Source organism: Acinetobacter sp. AOR41_HL, assembly GCF_027854645.1.
GTDB classification, from domain to species: domain Bacteria; phylum Pseudomonadota; class Gammaproteobacteria; order Pseudomonadales; family Moraxellaceae; genus Acinetobacter; species Acinetobacter nosocomialis.
This window is the reverse complement of record NZ_JAKTHZ010000047.1, coordinates 49,050-66,170: the sequence shown is the minus strand read 5'-3', so window position 1 is coordinate 66,170 and position 17,121 is coordinate 49,050. Positions and strand designations below refer to the sequence as shown.

At 40.2% G+C, this 17,121-nt stretch carries 16 protein-coding genes; 9 read left to right on the top strand and 7 right to left on the bottom strand.

The annotated features are described in order from the left end of the window. The first annotated feature begins 75 nt into the window (after positions 1 to 75). On the top strand, positions 76 to 1,284 hold the full coding sequence (locus tag MKL35_RS17915; protein ID WP_000343018.1) for an IS256-like element ISAba26 family transposase: 1,209 nt from the start codon (positions 76 to 78) through the stop codon (positions 1,282 to 1,284). 283 nt (positions 1,285 to 1,567) lie between these two features. On the opposite strand, the gene MKL35_RS17910 is transcribed toward MKL35_RS17915, so the two are convergent. Beyond that, positions 1,568 to 2,167 carry a TetR/AcrR family transcriptional regulator gene (locus tag MKL35_RS17910; protein ID WP_106479776.1) on the bottom strand — a complete coding sequence of 200 codons (600 nt, stop codon included), beginning with the start codon at positions 2,165 to 2,167 and terminating at the stop codon, positions 1,568 to 1,570. A gap of 121 nt (positions 2,168 to 2,288) precedes the next feature. On the opposite strand from MKL35_RS17910, the gene MKL35_RS17905 reads away from it, so the two are divergent. Continuing rightward, on the top strand, positions 2,289 to 2,618 hold the full coding sequence (locus MKL35_RS17905; protein WP_106479775.1) for a darcynin family protein: 330 nt from the start codon (positions 2,289 to 2,291) through the stop codon (positions 2,616 to 2,618). 84 nt (positions 2,619 to 2,702) lie between these two features. Here MKL35_RS17905 and MKL35_RS17900 read toward each other — a convergent pair whose 3' ends face one another. From MKL35_RS17900 to MKL35_RS17875, 6 genes are all read right to left on the bottom strand, one after another. Next, on the bottom strand, positions 2,703 to 3,209 hold the full coding sequence (locus MKL35_RS17900; protein WP_106479774.1) for a hypothetical protein: 507 nt from the start codon (positions 3,207 to 3,209) through the stop codon (positions 2,703 to 2,705). A gap of 163 nt (positions 3,210 to 3,372) precedes the next feature. Continuing rightward, positions 3,373 to 3,927: a TetR/AcrR family transcriptional regulator gene (locus MKL35_RS17895; protein ID WP_209796540.1), complete on the bottom strand. Its 555-nt coding sequence runs from the start codon at positions 3,925 to 3,927 to the stop codon at positions 3,373 to 3,375. 1,100 nt (positions 3,928 to 5,027) lie between these two features. Next, on the bottom strand, positions 5,028 to 5,519 hold the full coding sequence (locus tag MKL35_RS17890; RefSeq protein WP_004888630.1) for a flavin reductase: 492 nt from the start codon (positions 5,517 to 5,519) through the stop codon (positions 5,028 to 5,030). A 185-nt stretch (positions 5,520 to 5,704) separates the two neighbouring features. Next, entirely contained in the window at positions 5,705 to 6,748 is a 1,044-nt protein-coding gene (locus tag MKL35_RS17885) for a methionine synthase (protein ID WP_106479772.1), read from the bottom strand. Positions 6,749 to 6,769: 21 nt separating this feature from the next. Beyond that, a complete protein-coding gene (locus MKL35_RS17880) occupies positions 6,770 to 7,756 on the bottom strand; it encodes a DUF1852 domain-containing protein (protein ID WP_005124641.1) in 987 nt (328 codons plus the stop codon). Positions 7,757 to 8,122: 366 nt separating this feature from the next. Beyond that, positions 8,123 to 8,995, bottom strand: a complete 873-nt coding sequence (locus MKL35_RS17875) for a LysR family transcriptional regulator (protein ID WP_106479771.1) — start codon at positions 8,993 to 8,995, stop codon at positions 8,123 to 8,125. A gap of 255 nt (positions 8,996 to 9,250) precedes the next feature. On the opposite strand from MKL35_RS17875, the gene MKL35_RS17870 reads away from it, so the two are divergent. The 7 genes from MKL35_RS17870 (at position 9,251) to tcuB (ending at position 17,076) form a co-directional block, all read left to right on the top strand. Then, positions 9,251 to 9,859, top strand: a complete 609-nt coding sequence (locus MKL35_RS17870) for a LysE family translocator (RefSeq protein WP_106479770.1) — start codon at positions 9,251 to 9,253, stop codon at positions 9,857 to 9,859. Positions 9,860 to 9,975: 116 nt separating this feature from the next. Continuing rightward, positions 9,976 to 10,905, top strand: a complete 930-nt coding sequence (locus tag MKL35_RS17865) for a LysR family transcriptional regulator (RefSeq protein ID WP_106479769.1) — start codon at positions 9,976 to 9,978, stop codon at positions 10,903 to 10,905. 278 nt (positions 10,906 to 11,183) lie between these two features. Continuing rightward, complete coding sequence (locus MKL35_RS17860) at positions 11,184 to 12,494, top strand: MFS transporter (RefSeq protein ID WP_106479768.1); 1,311 nt, start codon at positions 11,184 to 11,186, stop codon at positions 12,492 to 12,494. Between the two features lie 93 nt (positions 12,495 to 12,587). After that, a complete protein-coding gene (locus MKL35_RS17855; RefSeq protein ID WP_209796538.1) occupies positions 12,588 to 13,382 on the top strand; it encodes a substrate-binding domain-containing protein in 795 nt (264 codons plus the stop codon). 131 nt (positions 13,383 to 13,513) lie between these two features. Further along, complete coding sequence (locus MKL35_RS17850; RefSeq protein WP_106479767.1) at positions 13,514 to 14,443, top strand: LysR family transcriptional regulator; 930 nt, start codon at positions 13,514 to 13,516, stop codon at positions 14,441 to 14,443. A 103-nt stretch (positions 14,444 to 14,546) separates the two neighbouring features. Next, positions 14,547 to 15,953, top strand: a complete 1,407-nt coding sequence (gene tcuA / locus MKL35_RS17845) for an FAD-dependent tricarballylate dehydrogenase TcuA (protein ID WP_106479766.1) — start codon at positions 14,547 to 14,549, stop codon at positions 15,951 to 15,953. Then, the gene (gene tcuB, locus MKL35_RS17840) at positions 15,943 to 17,076 is read left to right on the top strand and encodes a tricarballylate utilization 4Fe-4S protein TcuB (RefSeq protein WP_004888650.1); all 1,134 of its coding nucleotides are present in this window, start codon (positions 15,943 to 15,945) and stop codon (positions 17,074 to 17,076) included. The genes tcuA and tcuB overlap by 11 nt, the downstream gene beginning before the upstream one ends. Positions 17,077 to 17,121 lie beyond the last annotated feature (45 nt).

Here is a 17,121-nt window from a genome sequence, read left to right as displayed (position 1 = left end):
GGGACTGTTCTAAATTTTGTGTAAGTACTTAATTTTCATTTATCCTTCAGAGGATAATTACAAAAGGTACTTCACATGGATGAAGCAACAATCAAAAGTATGGCTGCCGAATTGGCTAAAGGTCTAAAAACACCAGAAGACTTAAACCAAATGACAGCAGTCTTTAAAAAATTCATGATTGAAACTGCACTCAATACTGAACTTTCAGACCATCTCGGTTATGAAAAGCATCAGCCCAAGAAAGGCTCAAATAGCCGTAATGGGTTTAGTTCTAAAACCATTACAACTCAAGATGGACAACTGGCTTTAGATATTCCCCGTGATCGAGAAGGTTCATTTGAGCCACAAATTATAAAAAAGCACCAAACACGCATCACCAGTATGGATGACCAAATCCTCTCACTGTATGCAAAAGGAATGACTAATAGGGAAATTGTAGCCTTCTTCAAAGAAATGTACGATGCCGATGTGTCAGCATCTCTCATCAGCAAAGTTACCGATGCTGTGATTGAGCAAGTGACTGAGTGGCAAAATAGAGCCTTAGATAGCCTTTATCCTGTTGTCTATCTTGACTGTATTGTTGTCAAAGTCCGTCAGCACTCCAATGTGATTAACAAGTCCGTATACCTTGCTTTAGGCATCAATATGGATGGGCAAAAAGAATTACTGGGTATGTGGATTGCTCAGACAGAAGGTGCCAAATTCTGGCTGTCAGTCATGACAGAGCTAAAAAATCGAGGAGTACAGGACATTCTTGTTGCCTGTGTAGATGGATTAAAAGGCTTCCCTGACGCGATAGCCTCTGTTTACCCTCATACTGATATTCAACTGTGTATCGTGCATGTTGTACGCAATAGCCTGAGATTTGTAAGCTGGAAAGACTACAAAGCTGTTACGTCGGGTCTGAAAGCGATTTATCAGGCAAGTACAGAGGAAAATGCTTTAAAATCCCTAGACATCTTCTGTGATCAATGGAATCACCAGTATCCCAAAATTGGAGAATCCTGGCGGGCCAATTGGGAAAATATCCGAACGATCTTTAGCTATCCAGCCGAAATACGTCATGCAATTTATACAACAAATGCGATTGAGTCGTTGAATAGCGTAATACGCCATTCAACGAAGAAAAGGAAAATCTTTTCATCTGATGACTCAGTAAAGAAGGTCATTTACTTAGCAACATCAAATGCTGCGAAGAAATGGACGATGCCAATTCAAAATTGGCGTTTAGCAATGAATTGGTTTACGATTCAGTTCGATGATCGATTAAAAGATCATTTATAAAAAATGGAACTTACACAAAATAATTTACAGGCTCGATTTGTCACCTTTCAGAATTACTTATTGAACAACTCTCCACAATTTCATGTAATCTCTATTAATTCTAAAGCAGATAAATATTCACTCTAATCTAAATCGTTCTTACAATGACTCACTACCCTATCCTACATACATACACTTAAGTAATTCGAGTATCTAAAAGCATCTTCCAAAGAATTTATCAAATCTATACGCTCTTTCTTCATAATGACATGGGTTGTGTCGCTGTAACATTGACTTATGTTCGCTAGCTCAAATCCAAATACCCAAATACACCCTTTTCAACTCGCTGCTGTAAATGATTTAAATCACTTTCACCTGCTATACCTGCCGCATTAATCATTCCTTTACTCAAAGCAATCACATCTTGTGCAGCTATCTGCGCCTGTGAAATACCAGAACAAGTAAACAGGTCAGAAATTATGGTTTCTAGCTCGTGTTGAAGTTCACTTTCTTTAATGTCTTTTCCTATGAGTTCGGAAGCAAACTCTAAGGTTCGTGCCAACTGTGGACGGCTCAATTGATGTTGCACAGCAGCCTGAATGATGAGTTTTAGTTTTTCTTTTAAGCCTTCCGCAGTATTTAGTTGTATGGCTTCAATAATATGATTTGAAAGTTTGGCGCGCTCACGTCGAATTAACTCGACGATTAATGCATCTTTAGATGGAAAGTATTGATATAGGCTACCAATGCTTACGCCAGCAAGTTCAGCCACAGCATTTGTGTTAAATCCAGCAAAACTTAACGACTCTAAAATGCGAGCAGCCGCCTCTAAAATAGCTTCAAAGGTAGCCACTGAGCGTGCTTGACGCGGGCGTTTACGAGGGTCTGGAAGTGTTTCTGACATGAGCCGAAATGCGAGTATGTAATGTGAGTAATTACTCATATACTGACTGAGTCATATTGATATGACAAGCAAATGCTGTCTTTTCAGTTGAACTACAACTCGGCCCAGTTATGGAGTGGTTATGTCTAGAATCTATACTTTTTTTATTCATTTAAGAGCTTTGCCTGCTTGGTTGGCTCTAGCTCGTGAAAAGCGTGCTGAGTTTAGTACACAAAAGCTTGAACCTATTTTTGGGAAATACCCGACTGTAAAAGTTCGCTGGTATGACGTTGAAGCGTTTAGTACTAAAGCGAGTGATATTGCTGTATTTGAGACCACATCTCTGCAAGATTATTATTTTGTGATTGATGCGATTCGAGATTCTGAGTTTTGTACAGTACCCTACTTTGAGTTTGTAGAGATTATTCCTGCAATTGAAGATGGGTATGTGGAGTATGGAAGTTCTTTATAGCAGTTGAGAAGAATATGTCTAATTTTGCACGACCAGTAGATAATCTGGTCGTAAGGATGATAGGGAGCGATATAACACTAACTTTTACTCAAAATCAGGATATACAAAATCGTATTTTCCTGTTTTTATACGCTCAACAATATCGTAAGGGTTCACAACTACACCAATTTCTGCCTTACGATTTTCTCCCTCTAACCTCCCTACACGAGTAAAGTCTTCATCATTTATATGCCATACATACCAATTTTCAGATACTTTAATCTTCTCTGCCCCCACCTTTGCTCCATAGTCATTCGTACACCGAAAAAGAATATTTGAAATATCACCAATTTCACTGGTATTCCCAACTTTCTCCCATAAATTCATTTTCAATCCAAACTTAGTCACACAGTGAGCATAAAACTCTACTTCACCGTTTACGATTTCCAATAAATCAATATCAGCTTCCAATGGGTATACTTTTTTAAAGCTTCTGATCACATCACTATTGAGTTGAGTTAAATCAAAAGCGATTAATTGAAAATATTTTTTCTTATCATTGTCTACTTTAACAACAAAGATATCACCGATCTTAGTATTTTTTCTTTTCATTTTCGATTCCAGACTTTTCCCAATATTTGGGGATAATTAATTTTCTGCTTCAATAGCATACTGCCATTTTGCACAAGACTAAACTGATTAATTAAGCTTCACTCCCTCTACTTTAACTAATCAGGCACCTCCATCATAAAAATTTAACTTCAAACTTTTATGATCAGTTTCCCCTCCCCCAAAACCTTTCCAACACCACATCCCTTTCATCCAAACAATTTGAGCTTAAAACCTGTAGCAGTAAACCATCTATAAGGTTTAAAACCATGTCTGCATCAAATTTGAAAGCACGAGTCTCACAGCTAAAAATCAGGTCAAAAAGTTCCCGATGTAGCCATTTTCGGTATTCAACTGCCATACGGTAAGCTTGCGGGTACAGCCGTTTTATTTCAAAAACCGCCTTAAGCAGTAAATGATATAGGCTGTTTAGATTGGTATGAAAAACAATAATTTCTTTGAGTTTATCGTGCTGGGTGTAGTAACGGCTTGAGTAAATAATCGAGAGCACTTCTTCTCTGAGCAGGCTTTTTTGAAAGGCAATACACATTTCGATCAAACGTTCTTTCGAGCCAAAATATTTATAAAAGGTGGTTTTGGTTATTTGGGCCTTTTCAACAATGAGGTCTACCCCTGCATTATGGAACCCATACGTGGTAAAGAGTTGTATGGCAGTTTGTATAACCTGTAATTTTCTGGAAGATATTTCTAAAGTTGGCATAGTTTTACCGTTATAAATTCTTGTTGTTTCTAAATGAGATAAAAAGCCTGTGCCCTTTCTGGGAGAAAAAAAGGCACAGCAAAGCCGTAAGACGGTGCTTGGCACATCTCAAGTGTTATTGTTGATATAAGTTTTTAGCCGTAATGACTTAAGGTCTGAAAAGCGGTTAAGCCTTCAAACTGTTTAAAGATGAATTAAGTGGTGTCGTTATAGCTTTTGGCGCTTAAGGCCAAGAAATGATGGATGTGCATAGCCAACTCCTGATTTTGGGAGTTCTGCCAAAGCATTCATTTGGAATTATGGTGGCAGAACGAGCAAGGGTTAGCAGACTGATAGTAAGAAATCAGCACACCCGAAGGTGTCCCTCACTCGTCCTACCGCAACGAGCGAGGGACGATTGATACACATAAGACTACTCCTCAGAAGGAATAATCTGATGCTCTTACTATGCGGTCTGCTAAAACCGGCTGGCAATGTGGCCAGCACGCAAAGCATAATCTGAGAGTTTGGATGTGTCAATGTGGCTTTAATAACAAGTGTTTAAATTTCTTATTGTTTTTCATTAGATTAACTAAATTATTATTTAATATATTATATTTAATTATATTTTTAAATGGTTGTGTATTACTGACTATATGTGGAACAGATGTAAATTAAGTAATGGTGACAGGACAAAAGTGGGTTAGCAGACTGACTCAAGAACCAGTACGCACAGAGGCGTCCCCACTTTCACCCTACCATAATGGTAATGAAGCCCACCCAGTTATTCTTAAAGAATGGCGGCGAAACGAAAGAAGGTTAACAGACTGGCTTTGAGTACCCAGCACGCACGAGGCGTCCTTCTTTCATTTCGCCATAATAGAGAAGTTTCCACCAATCATTTTCAAATAATGGCAGTAGAACGAAAGGAAGTTGACAGACTGCCCCAAGGATTCAGTACGCACTAAGGCGTCTCCCTCTCGTCCTACCATAGTGGTAAGCAGACGAGAATAATTTGGAAGACTGCTTGTGTCAATATTGAAAAATAACGTAAGTTATTAAATTTATTATTATTTTTTAGATTTATTAAATTATCATTTTAAATTTTATAAAAAGTGGAATTAGACAATCTCAGTCTGCCCCACTTGGTGATAAGCACGGTTAAAATAAACCAAACTTTGGTCATGTTGGCTTTGTTTAATCGCTACAATCGGACATATAAAAATCGTATGTGTGCCGACTTGTTGAATTTGCTCAATCTCACAATCGAAGCTCACCAAAGCATCTTCCAACACAGGTGAACCCGTTTCTAACTCAATCCATTCGCCATGTTTAAAGCGTTCTTCTGGTGTAAGCTTAGATGAAAATGCTTTTGAAATATGTTCGTGGTGCGCGCCTAACACATTTACGGTTAAGATTTTGTTATCTAGGAAATGTGCATGTGAACTCGCAGCTTGGTTCATACAGACTAATAATGTCGGCGGTGTGTCAGTCACACTACAAACAGCAGAGGCAGTAAATCCAAAACGGCCAGACATGCCTGCCGTGGTCACAACACTAACCGCACTTGTGAGTAAAGACATTGCATTTCTAAAGTCTGTTGCTTGAACCATGACATTATTCCTAAATTGAACCGTACCTTTTCCTGTGTGTTTGCTATACCGCCCAACTCCATCAGGAAGGTACTATCGACATGCGATCTAATTAGAGCGACATGTAGTAAGTAAAATGAGGGTTACTTGTTTGATTATCAACTACCATCAAAAAAGTAACCCTTTATACCACTTATTGGTAAATATTAAGCAGTGAGATCAAAACCCGTAAGTTCTCTGCGAACGATTTCTGCACCTGCACTTAAGGCATTTAGCTTGCCGCGTGCCACTTCACGTGAAAGAGGTGCCATACCGCAGTTTGTGCATGGGTAAAGCTTGTCTGAGTCTACAAACTGAAGCGCTTTACGTAGTGTGTTAGCCACTTCTTCTGGTGTTTCAATCTGGTTAGATGCAACATCAATCGCACCTACCATGACTTTTTTACCACGAATAAGTTCAAGCAAGTCGATTGGCACACGAGAGTTGTGACACTCTAACGAGATGATATCAATGTTAGAATTTTGAAGTTTCGGGAAAGCTTCTTCGTACTGGCGCCATTCTGAACCGAGTGTCTTTTTCCAGTCAGTATTGGCTTTAATACCGTAACCATAGCAAATGTGCACCGCAGTTTCACATTTTAGACCTTCAATTGCACGCTCTAAAGTTGCAATACCCCAGTCATTTACTTCGTCAAAGAAAACGTTAAATGCAGGTTCGTCAAACTGAATGATATCTACACCAGCAGCTTCTAACTCTTTCGCTTCTTGGTTCAAGATTTTGGCAAATTCCCAAGCAAGCTTTTCACGGCTCTTGTAGTGACCATCATAAAGCGTATCAATCATAGTCATTGGGCCAGGTAACGCCCATTTAATTGGCTGATCAGTTTGCTGACGTAAAAATTTCGCATCTTCAACAAATACAGGCTTTTGACGAGACACTGCACCTACAACAGACGGTACACTTGCATCGTAACGGTCACGAATACGAACTGTTTCGCGCTTCTCAAAATCTACACCATTTAAGTGTTCAATAAAGGTGGTCACAAAGTGTTGGCGGGTTTGTTCACCATCGCTGACAATATCAATGCCCGCACGTTGTTGTTCGTGTAACGCTAAACGTAGCGCGTCTTTTTTACCTTCGATTAAGCCTTCGTTTTCGAGTTTCCAAGGCGACCAAAGTTTTTCAGGTTCTGCAAGCCAAGACGGTTTTGGTAAGCTGCCAGCAGTTGAAGTTGGTAATAATTTTTTCATGATAAATGACCCGTATGTTGATTAATTAGGAGCGTAATTCGCAGACCACTGCTCAAGAATCGCTTGGTATGGTTTGATAAATTGCTCTTCAACAAACTTCCCCTGCTCTATAGCCAAACGGCTACGTTCTTCACGGTCATACACAATTCGAGTAAGTGAATAATCTTGGTGCTTCAAGCTTGGTTGATAAGACTTTCCAGCCACTGAATTTGCATTGTAAATTTCAGGACGGTAAATCTTTTGGAAGGTTTCCATGGTACTAATGGTACTAATCAACTCAAGGTTGGTGTAATCACTCAACAAATCGCCAGTAAAATAGAACGCTAACGGCGCAACGCTATTTGGCGGCATGAAGTAGCGAACTTTTAAGCCCATTTTTTGGAAATATTCATCGGTTAATGAATAGTCTTCTTGCTTGTATTCGACACCCAAAACCGGATGTTCATTTTCAGTACGGTGATACACCTTACTTGTTGAAACGCTTAGGCAAATGACTGGTGCCTTTTTAAAGTTAGCTTTATAAGTCTCTGAGTTAATAAAGCTCTTAAACAAGTTGCCGTGCAATTCGCCAAACTTTTCTGGCGTGCTAAATGTAGACTTGTTTTTGTTGTGGTCTAACAACAGCACACTAAAGTCATAGTCACGCACATAAGACGAGAAGTTGTTACCTACAATACCTTCGATGCGTTCATTGGTCTTTTTATCAACAATATTGGTTTTCAATATTTCAATAAGAGGAAGCCCGCTAGTACGGTTTTCGGCATCAATATTCATTTCAACTGAAATGATTTCAAGTTCAACGCCATAGCGGTCGCCCTTAGGGTTGTCCCAATGAGCTAAGGCATTGAAACGATTGTCGATCATCCGTAATGTATTGCGCAAATTTTCTTCGCGGCTCATCCCTCTCGCCAAGTTAGCAAAGTTGGTTGTAATACGCGTATTGTCTGCTGGACGATAGTTCTCATCGAAACAAATACTCTTAATCGTAAATGTAAATTCTTTACTCATTTTGATCAGTACCCTAATTTCTGAGATAAACCTAAAAAATCTTTTTGCTCTTTTTGAACTTTCCAGCCTTGTCAGTTTTGTGCCTTGTGGTCTTATCAAAAGTGAATAACTGGAGCGCTTCAGAGCATGGATAGATTTATACCGCAATCACAACATGAATAAAAATGATTTAGTCTCATTCAAAACTGAGTGAAATTCATGTTTAGGGTTTTATAAATAAGTTTGAAGTTAAATATTTTTCATCTTAGGGAATTTTAGATAGCAGAAATTCAATATATAGCACTCGCGTTGTAGCGCCTGAAAATTTATAATTTATGATTATTTTCAATTAATTAAAAAATATCTCTTTAAATAAAACTCCTCAACCTAAAGCAATTTATGTTGACTCTCATTCATCTCTGCTTTTAGCCATTCTAAAAATAGGGTTTTGCGTGGATCTTCCTCAAAAGCACGATGAGAAAGTAAAAAATAGGCTGAATTATCTTGAACGATTGGTGAAATTTTTTGTATTGCGTTCCACTCAAGCTCTTTTTCAATCATATAAATTGAAATGACCGTCGCGCCGAGTCCCGCCAAGCAACCTTCTAAACATAGATAAAAATGTTCGAGTTTGACTTTGGTGTAGCCTTTTAAATTTTGCTTTAACTCAGCAATGCGACTCATGCTTTTGAAAAAATTTGGTCTAGAGGTCGAAATGAGTACGTCGTTTGTGTCGGGTGGCTTGGTTGCTTGAACTAGAGCGATATATTCATCGGCAATCTTTTCGCTATAAATATGCTCTCCCCAATCAAAGTCATTTCTACGAATCGCGATATCAATATTGTCTTTTTCAAAATCGACCACGCCGCCTGCTGTGAGTAGCACAACCTCAAAATCATGACCGAGCTTTTTAAATTTTGATAATCGTGGAATAAGCCATTTCATAGAAAGAGTCGGTTCACACGACAAAACCAGTTGCTTGTTTTCGGTTTTGGGTTGGCTGAGCTCTATTAAACATTCATCGAGTTGACCAAAAACTTGATGGCAACAACTCAGTAAAATTTCACCTTGCTCGGTCATCACAAGTGTTTTATTTTTACGATCAAACAAAGTGGTATTTAAAGCTTCTTCTAAATTATAAATCTGTTTACTGACCGCACTTTGCGTCACAAATAATTTCTTTGCAGCTAAAGTCACGCTGCCATACTTCGCCACAAAATAGAAAAATTTTAATGAATTCAGCGATATTCTTTCAATCATTCCAAAAACTCATAAATATGTAGTCGTTTTTATCGATTTTTATTTTTAGTTTTCTGTTCAAAATAAAAATCATCTTGATTAAACCCTATTTTAGATGATGAAAAATATATTGAATATCTATATCTATCTTCATAAATGTAAAGCCCCAATCTTTCTCACCAAAAGAATAGCAGCTTTCAGTAAAACAACTCTCCTCTTAAATACATTCCAAAAAGTACAGATAAAACTGTTCTTTTGCAGTGTGGGGGCAAAATAATGGCAGAGTTTATTGCGGTTATTCTCATTACGATTTTGGCAGTGGTAAGCCCCGGCGCTGACTTCGCGATTGTGACCAAAAATAGTTACTTGTACGGCAGAAAAATAGGTGTGTTCACTTCACTGGGAATATCGCTTGGCGTGTTGGTGCATGTGACCTATACGTTAGTCGCCGTTGCCTTTGTGATAACTTATACACCGCAAATCTTGAATATTGTTAAATATATTGGCGCGCTTTATCTGATCTATATTGGCTATAAAACTTTTACGCAAAAACCAGTTTTAGACACTGCTGCTTTAAGCGCTATAGACACTTTTCAAGCGATAAAATACGGCTTTTTTACCAATGCCCTCAACCCTAAAACCACGCTATTTGTGATTAGTACCTATACGCAAATTGTGAGTTTAACTACACCGAAAACTATTCTTTTGGCTTATGGCTTTTTTATGTCTTTTGCACATTTTGCATGGTTTTCACTGGTGGCTGTACTGTTTTCATCCATGCTGCTGAGACAAAAAATGTTAGCCAAGCAAGTACAGATTAATAAGGTGATTGGTTCAATCTTATGTGTCTTAGGTGTGATTTTACTTTTTACTAAGTTTCAGTAGAGCCGCTTAATTTTCAGAAACTTTTTTACACATTGCTGTTAATATAAAAATACATGATAGATTTCCCAATCCTTCATATCTCTATAAATCAAGGATGATGAGCGAATACATTTATTATGGAAATCAAGCAAATAAAGTATTTTTTGACGGTCGTTGAATCAGGCAGTATTGGTAAAGCTGCCCAAAAGCTCGATGTCGGTGCTTCGGCGATTAGTCAGCAAATTAGTAAGCTCGAACAAGAGTTAAGCATTCGTTTATTACAGCGTAATGCTTTTGGTGTGACCCCAACCCCAGCAGGTCTTGCCTTTTTAAAACACTCGCAACTGATTTTGCGTCAAGTGAACTTCGCCATAGACGCTGCACATTCAGCACGGCTATCAGGACATGTCAGCCTTGGTTTTCCGCCCACTATTACCGCTTTGATTGGCATCCCTTTAATGAAACTAATGTCTGAACGTTATCCAGATATTCGTTTAGAGATTGTGGAAACGCTGTCGGGAAATCTGATTCAGTCGATTAATTCGCGTCAGCTTGATATCGCCATTATTTTTACCAATGAAATTGATAAGCAGTGGTCAATACAGCCATTAGTACGCGAACAAATGTATTTAATGGCGCGCAAAGAAGTACTCGAAAAATACGGCCTTAGCGAATGTATTAAAAGCGGCATTGTTCAATCGCAGCAAATTGGCGATATTCCTTTAGTGCTACCACGTCAGCGTCATAGCTTACGGAAACTGCTTGAGCACAAGATTGGACAGCTTAATGTCGTCTATGAAATTGATGGCTTGCATTTGCTTATGGACAGCCTGATTCACCTCGACCTCGCCAGTGTTCGCCCCGGAAGTGCCTGCCTGCAAGAGTATAAACACAAGCTGCAATTGCTTAAGGTTGTCGACCCTGAAGTTGAACGAATTAACTACTTAGTAAGCCTTGCCGAAGAAGAATTATCACCTGCTGCACTTGCTGCCAAGTCAGCCATTAAGGCCTGTGTGAAAGAGTTAATTCAAAACCAAATTTGGCCATGTTCTGAAATTATTGTTTAAAGGGTCATTAATTTTTCTAAATACCTAATTAATTTTCGCCTCTCACTCCTCCCTGCTTTTTAAGATTACATTTTTATACGAATGATAAGTGGTTTTCTGTTTATCGAAATATAGATGTGTAGTTTTAACTGGAAACAAGGCATCACATTTTCTACCAAGGACACCTTTAAATCTCATCTCTAACCCATTTCCTATTTAGGTTTATTGATTGAATCAATTTACGTCCAAATCTTGAAGATCGTGAATGTTTCCATTTTGTCAGGCCAAGGAGGTCTCCAATGGATGTCGTTAATAACCGTAGGGCTACTTTTAAAAAAATATTAAACGTAACGAGTGGCAACTTTTTAGAACAGTACGATTTTTTTCTTTTTGGTTTCTATGCCACCTATATCGCAGCAAAATTTTTCCACTCAGATAATGAATATGTCTCTTTAATGATGACATTTACCGTGTTTGCTGCGGGCTTTCTTATGCGTCCTCTTGGCGCTATTTTCTTGGGTGCCTATGTCGACAGAATTGGTCGTCGTAAAGGGTTGATTGTGACTTTAAGCTTGATGGCTATTGGTACGATTTTAATTACCTTTGTACCGGGTTATGACACCATCGGTATTATGGCCCCTATTTTAGTGGTCATTGGCCGTCTGTTACAGGGCTTCTCGGCAGGTGTTGAATCTGGCGGCGTGTCGATTTACCTTGCAGAAATTGCAACCGATAAAAACCGTGGTTTTATTACTAGCTGGCAGTCTGGTAGCCAACAAATTGCGGTCGTGTTTGCAGCGTTATTTGGTTATTGGCTCAACACCGTTTTAACTCATGCACAAGTGAGTGAATGGGGCTGGCGTATTCCGTTCTTAATTGGTTGTTTGATCATTCCTTTAATCTTCTTATTCCGCCGTACTTTAGAGGAAACTGAAGCATTTAAAGCACAAAAAACTCATCCTTCAACCAAAGAAATTTTCAGCACATTGGCGAGCAACTGGCGCATTGTACTTGCCGGTATGATGATGAGTGCGATGACCACAACCACGTTCTATTTTATTACGGTTTACACCACAGTATATGCAAAACGTACTTTAGAAATGTCGGTCACAGACAGCCTTTTAGCAACCGTATTTGTAGGTTTATCGAATTTCTTCTGGTTACCAATGGGTGGCTTGCTTTCAGACAAAATTGGTCGCCGTCCAGTGTTAGTGGGTATTACGACTCTTGCGATTTTTACCAGCTACCCAGTTTTAAGCTGGTTGGTAAGCGACATTAGTTTTTCAAACTTACTGATCACGCTTGCTTACTTCTCGTTCTTCTTTGGTATGTACAACGGCACTATGGTCGCAACACTTGCCGAAGTAATGCCAAAACGTGTTCGTACCGTTGGCTTCTCTTTAGCGTTTAGTCTTGCAGCCGCTATTTTTGGTGGTATGACTCCAATGGCATGTACTTTCCTTGTGGAAAACACTGGCAATGCAAGTACACCAGCGTTCTGGCTCATGCTTGCTGCGGTATGTAGTCTCATCTCAAGTTTATATCTATGTCGCGGTTCTAAGCAGAACAAATCTGACGCGCTTGCTGAACCTGCAAAGGTTAGCGCTTAAAACAACTAACTACTTAACCTGAAATTTTAATGAACAGTACGGCAGACTTTAAGTCTCCGTACTGTGCTCTCCTATCATTAAAAGTGAGATACTATGAAAAAGTCCCCTATCTTCATGACCATTTGCCTAGCTGGTGCAGGCTTAGGATCTACATTTGCTAATGCAGATACCCTCGAAGTGATTAGCTCTGGCGGTTTCTATTCATCTATGGAAAAACTCATTCCAATATTTGAAAAGCAAACTGGTCACACGGTTCATCTTTCTTCTGGTTCATCTATGGGTGCATCGCCAACTGCAATTCCAAACCGTCTCGATCGTGGTGAACGCTTTGATGTGGTGGTATTGGCTGCTCCTGAACTAAGCAAACTCGCAGAAAAAGGTTATGTTGACCCAAACTCACAAAGCGCTTTAGTCAATTCAAGCATTGGTATGGCTGTGCCTAAAGGTGCACCAAAGCCAGACATTAGCTCTGCGGCAAAATTTGAAAAAGTTTTATTAAATGCCAAGCACATCGGCTATTCAGCAAGTGCGAGCGGTACACATCTTGAAAAAGATGTTTTCCCAAGCTTCCCACCTGTCGAGTACAAAGTGATTGCTGGTAAAGCAGAAAAAGTAGTCGGCGACCGTGTTGCAAAACGTATTGCCGAAGGTCAGTTTGATATTGGCTTCCAGCAAATTAGTGAAATCAAACCTTTCACTGGCAAATATGGGCAAGTTGAGTTAGTTGGTCCAATCCCTGCGCCTTACCAAAAAGTTACCGTGTTTGCTGCTGGTATTGGTAAAAATTCGGAACATGCAAAAGTCGCAAAAGAACTTATTCAATTTGTGAAATCGCCTCAAGCGACACGAATTATTGAAGAACAGGGTCTTGAGCAGGTTAAACAATAAAAGCTCTAAAAGGCAACGTCTTGAGCAGGTGTTGCCTTTACTCTTTGAACGGTTTACGCAACGTAATAGAACAAAATGTAGAGCAATAAACCAGTGTAGAATAATTAACAAAGGACAATGTAGTATTTGCCGTGGAACTCAAACAATTAAAGTATTTTATTGCAGTGATCGAGTCTGGAAGCTTGGGTAAAGCTGCAAAAAATCTCGATATTGGAACGTCTGCATTAAGTCAGCAAATCTCAAAATTAGAAAGTGAGCTTTCTATTCGCCTTTTACAACGTACTGCTTTGGGTACGGTTCCCACCCCTGCGGGTTTAGCTTTTTTTCAACAAGTTCAACTGGCGCTTAGGCACTTAGACCATGCGGTAGACTCTGCGCACTCCTCACGTTTAAGTGGTCATGTCACCGTGGGTTTTTCACCGAGTGTCGCATCGGTTATTGGCACGCACTTTTTAAAACTCATGAGAAACCGTTATCCTGACATTAAAGTCCGTTTAATCGAAGGCTTATCGGGTGACCTCAAAGCCTTGGTGAATGCAAGGCAGCTCGATGTTGCCATCATCTTTAGTGACGATGTCGACCCACAGTGGGCCATACAACCTTTAGTCAAAGAACAAATGTTTTTAATCTCACCTAAAGAAGTGCTGAGTCAGTACCACCTTGAAAGCTGTATCGACACTCAAACCATTACTCATTCACAGCTTAAAGAACTTCCACTGATTTTACCGAGCCAAAGACATGGACTGCGTTTGTTGCTCGAACAGAAAGTTCATCAGCTTAAAGTGGCCTATGAAATTGATGGGCTGCATTTGTTAATGGAAAGCATTAGCCAACTCGAAATGGCAACCATTCAACCTGCGGGTGCATCGCTAAACTCGCGGCAAGACCTATGTTTGCTACGCGTTGTAGAACCTGCCATTGAGCGTATTAACTATTTAATTAGTCTCTCTGAAGAAGAACTCTCACCAGCTACTTTAGCCACCAAAGTGGTGATTCGCGCTTGTGTCACCAACCTCATTCATGAAAAACGTTGGCCTGGTGCTGAACTTATAAACACTTAAGCCATTAGTGTTTATTTTTACTAAACACCCATTCAAGCTTAGCCTCTCACTTCACCTTCCCTTTTAAAGCTAAATTAGCCTTAGCTGAGAAAGGGAGAAATCCATGCATGATGTAATTGTGATTGGTGGTGGGAATGCCGCACTGTGTGCCGCACTCACAGCAAAAGAAAGTGGCGCTTCTGTGCTGGTCATAGAAGCAGCACCCAAAGAGTGGCGTGGTGGTAACTCACAGCACACTCGTAACCTTCGCTGCATGCATGATGCTCCTCAAGACGTATTGGTCGATGCCTATCCCGAAGAAGAATATTGGCAAGATCTACTTAAAGTCACTGCCGGAAAAACCAATGAACACTTAGCTCGTCTGGTGATTCGTAGCACGGCAACCTGCCGCGACTGGATGCGTAAACATGGTGTAAATTTTCAGCCGCCGCTCTCAGGTGCTTTGCATGTTGCACGTACCAATGCTTTTTTTATGGGTGGCGGTAAAGCCCTCATTAATGCCTATTACCGTAGTGCCCAAGAACTTGGCATCGAAATTTTATACAACACAAAAATTAAAGACCTACAGTTAAACCAAGGACATTTTGAAGCCGCTATTGCGGAAGATGGCCGTGTATTTAAAGCGAAAAGCTGTGTATTGGCCGCAGGTGGTTTTGAGTCAAATTTGGAATGGTTAAGAGAAGCATGGGGGCAAAATGAAAACGGCGAATGGCCTGCCGATAATTTCATTATCCGTGGAACTCGCTTTAATCAAGGCAACTTACTCAAATTTATGATAGATCAAGGCGCCGATATTATTGGTGACCCATCGCAATCGCATTGTGTCGCCGTAGATGCACGCGCACCGTTATATGACGGCGGCATCTGCACTCGTATTGACTGCGTTTCACTGGGTATTGTAGTCAATAACAAAGCCGAACGTTTTTACGATGAGGGCGAAGACTTCTGGCCAAAACGTTATGCGATTTGGGGCCGCCTTGTTGCCAAACAGTCACAGCAAATTGCCTATTCGATTATCGACTCAAAAGCCATTGGGCGCTTTATGCCACCTGTGTTTGCGGGTGTAAAAGCAAATAGCATTCAAGAACTGGCCGAAAAAATCGGGCTAGATGCAAAAACCTTATGCCACACCGTAGAAGAATTTAATCAAGCCTGTGTGCAAGGCACCTTTAACCACACGGTTTTAGATGACTGCACCACCGAAAATATTGTTCCCAACAAAACCCATTGGGCTGTCCCTCTCGATCAGCCACCTTTCTATGCCTATGCCCTTAAACCCGGCATTACCTTTACCTATTTAGGTTTAAAAGTCGAAGACGATGCTGCGGTGCGTTTTAACAATAAGCCAAGCCGCAACCTGTTTGTCGCAGGTGAAATGATGGCAGGTAACGTACTCGGTCAAGGTTATACCGCAGGTGTTGGTATGTCGATTGGCACAACCTTTGGTCGCATTGCCGGAAAAAATGCAGCCCACTATGCACTTACACAAGGAGTTGAACATGAATGCTAGTACCAAAGCCCTAATTCCAGTTGTTCAGCTCTCTGACCACGAGCAGGAAGTTCAAAGAGCCCTACAAATTTGTAATGCTTGTCGTTACTGTGAGTCTTTTTGTGCTGTTTTTGCGGCCATGACCAAACGTCTTGAGTTTAACCAAGCCGATATTCATTACATGGCAAACCTCTGCCATAACTGTGGTGCTTGTTTACATGCTTGCCAATATGCCCCGCCACATGAGTTTGGTGTAAATATTCCAAAAGCGATGGCGCAAGTACGTTTGGAAACTTACCAAGAGTTTGCGACCCCTCAGCCTTTAGGCCGACTTTATAAGTCTGTAGGAATTCCTTTTGTCTCAGCATTATCAGCTATTTTCTTTTTATGCATGTTAGCTGTGGTGTGGTACAAAGGCACTGACCTGTTTGCAGGCTATCAAGGTAATTTCTATGCGATTTTCCCGCATAACTTTCTAGCTCTACTTTTTGGAGTGACCTTTACAGTTGCGATTGTTTTGCTCGGCATTGGCATTAGTAAATTCTGGCGTCAAACCTCTAAAGTCATTCACGGCAAAGTTGAGAAACCCGACCTAGTTCAAGCCTCTCAAAATGTATTAACGCTTAAATATTTAGATGGTGGACATGGCAAAGGCTGTAATGAACAGGATGACCGTTACACCCAAATCCGCCGCGTGTTCCATCACCTCACCTTTTATGGCTTTATGCTCTGCTTTGCAGCTACAGGTGTAGCGACTTTATATCACTATTTCCTTAACCTACATGCGCCTTACCCTATCTTTAGCTTGCCTGTTATTTTGGGTACGTTGGGTGGGCTTGGCTTAGTGATTGGACCATCGGGCCTGCTCTATTTAAACCTTAAACGCCACCCACTACATGGTGACCGCGAGCAAAAACCTGTAGATCGAGGCTTTATTTTCCTTTTAATTTTAGTCAGTGCTTCAGGCTTAGCCCTCATGGCATTTCGCAATACCCCTTACATGGCACTTTTACTGATTTTCCATTTAGCAACGGTCATGACGTTCTTTATAACCATGCCATTTGGAAAGTTCGCACATGGTTTTTACCGCAGTGCTTCTTTACTCAAATTTGCCATCGAAGAGCGTATTTCGAAGAAGTCATAAGTTCTCTCAAAAGTATTCACTATGCAGGTAGTGAATACTTTTATT

Coding starts and splice junctions, on each gene's coding strand:
- MKL35_RS17900 (WP_106479774.1), bottom strand. CDS start 3,209: ATGAAAAGAAAAAATACTAAGATCGGTGATATCTTTGTTGTTAAAGTA.
- MKL35_RS17880 (WP_005124641.1), bottom strand. CDS start 7,756: ATGAGTAAAGAATTTACATTTACGATTAAGAGTATTTGTTTCGATGAG.
- MKL35_RS17895 (WP_209796540.1), bottom strand. CDS start 3,927: ATGCCAACTTTAGAAATATCTTCCAGAAAATTACAGGTTATACAAACT.
- MKL35_RS17890 (WP_004888630.1), bottom strand. CDS start 5,519: ATGGTTCAAGCAACAGACTTTAGAAATGCAATGTCTTTACTCACAAGT.
- tcuB (WP_004888650.1), top strand. CDS start 15,943: ATGAATGCTAGTACCAAAGCCCTAATTCCAGTTGTTCAGCTCTCTGAC.
- MKL35_RS17910 (WP_106479776.1), bottom strand. CDS start 2,167: ATGTCAGAAACACTTCCAGACCCTCGTAAACGCCCGCGTCAAGCACGC.
- MKL35_RS17865 (WP_106479769.1), top strand. CDS start 9,976: ATGGAAATCAAGCAAATAAAGTATTTTTTGACGGTCGTTGAATCAGGC.
- MKL35_RS17870 (WP_106479770.1), top strand. CDS start 9,251: ATGGCAGAGTTTATTGCGGTTATTCTCATTACGATTTTGGCAGTGGTA.
- tcuA (WP_106479766.1), top strand. CDS start 14,547: ATGCATGATGTAATTGTGATTGGTGGTGGGAATGCCGCACTGTGTGCC.
- MKL35_RS17915 (WP_000343018.1), top strand. CDS start 76: ATGGATGAAGCAACAATCAAAAGTATGGCTGCCGAATTGGCTAAAGGT.
- MKL35_RS17875 (WP_106479771.1), bottom strand. CDS start 8,995: ATGATTGAAAGAATATCGCTGAATTCATTAAAATTTTTCTATTTTGTG.
- MKL35_RS17885 (WP_106479772.1), bottom strand. CDS start 6,748: ATGAAAAAATTATTACCAACTTCAACTGCTGGCAGCTTACCAAAACCG.
- MKL35_RS17905 (WP_106479775.1), top strand. CDS start 2,289: ATGTCTAGAATCTATACTTTTTTTATTCATTTAAGAGCTTTGCCTGCT.
- MKL35_RS17855 (WP_209796538.1), top strand. CDS start 12,588: ATGAAAAAGTCCCCTATCTTCATGACCATTTGCCTAGCTGGTGCAGGC.
- MKL35_RS17860 (WP_106479768.1), top strand. CDS start 11,184: ATGGATGTCGTTAATAACCGTAGGGCTACTTTTAAAAAAATATTAAAC.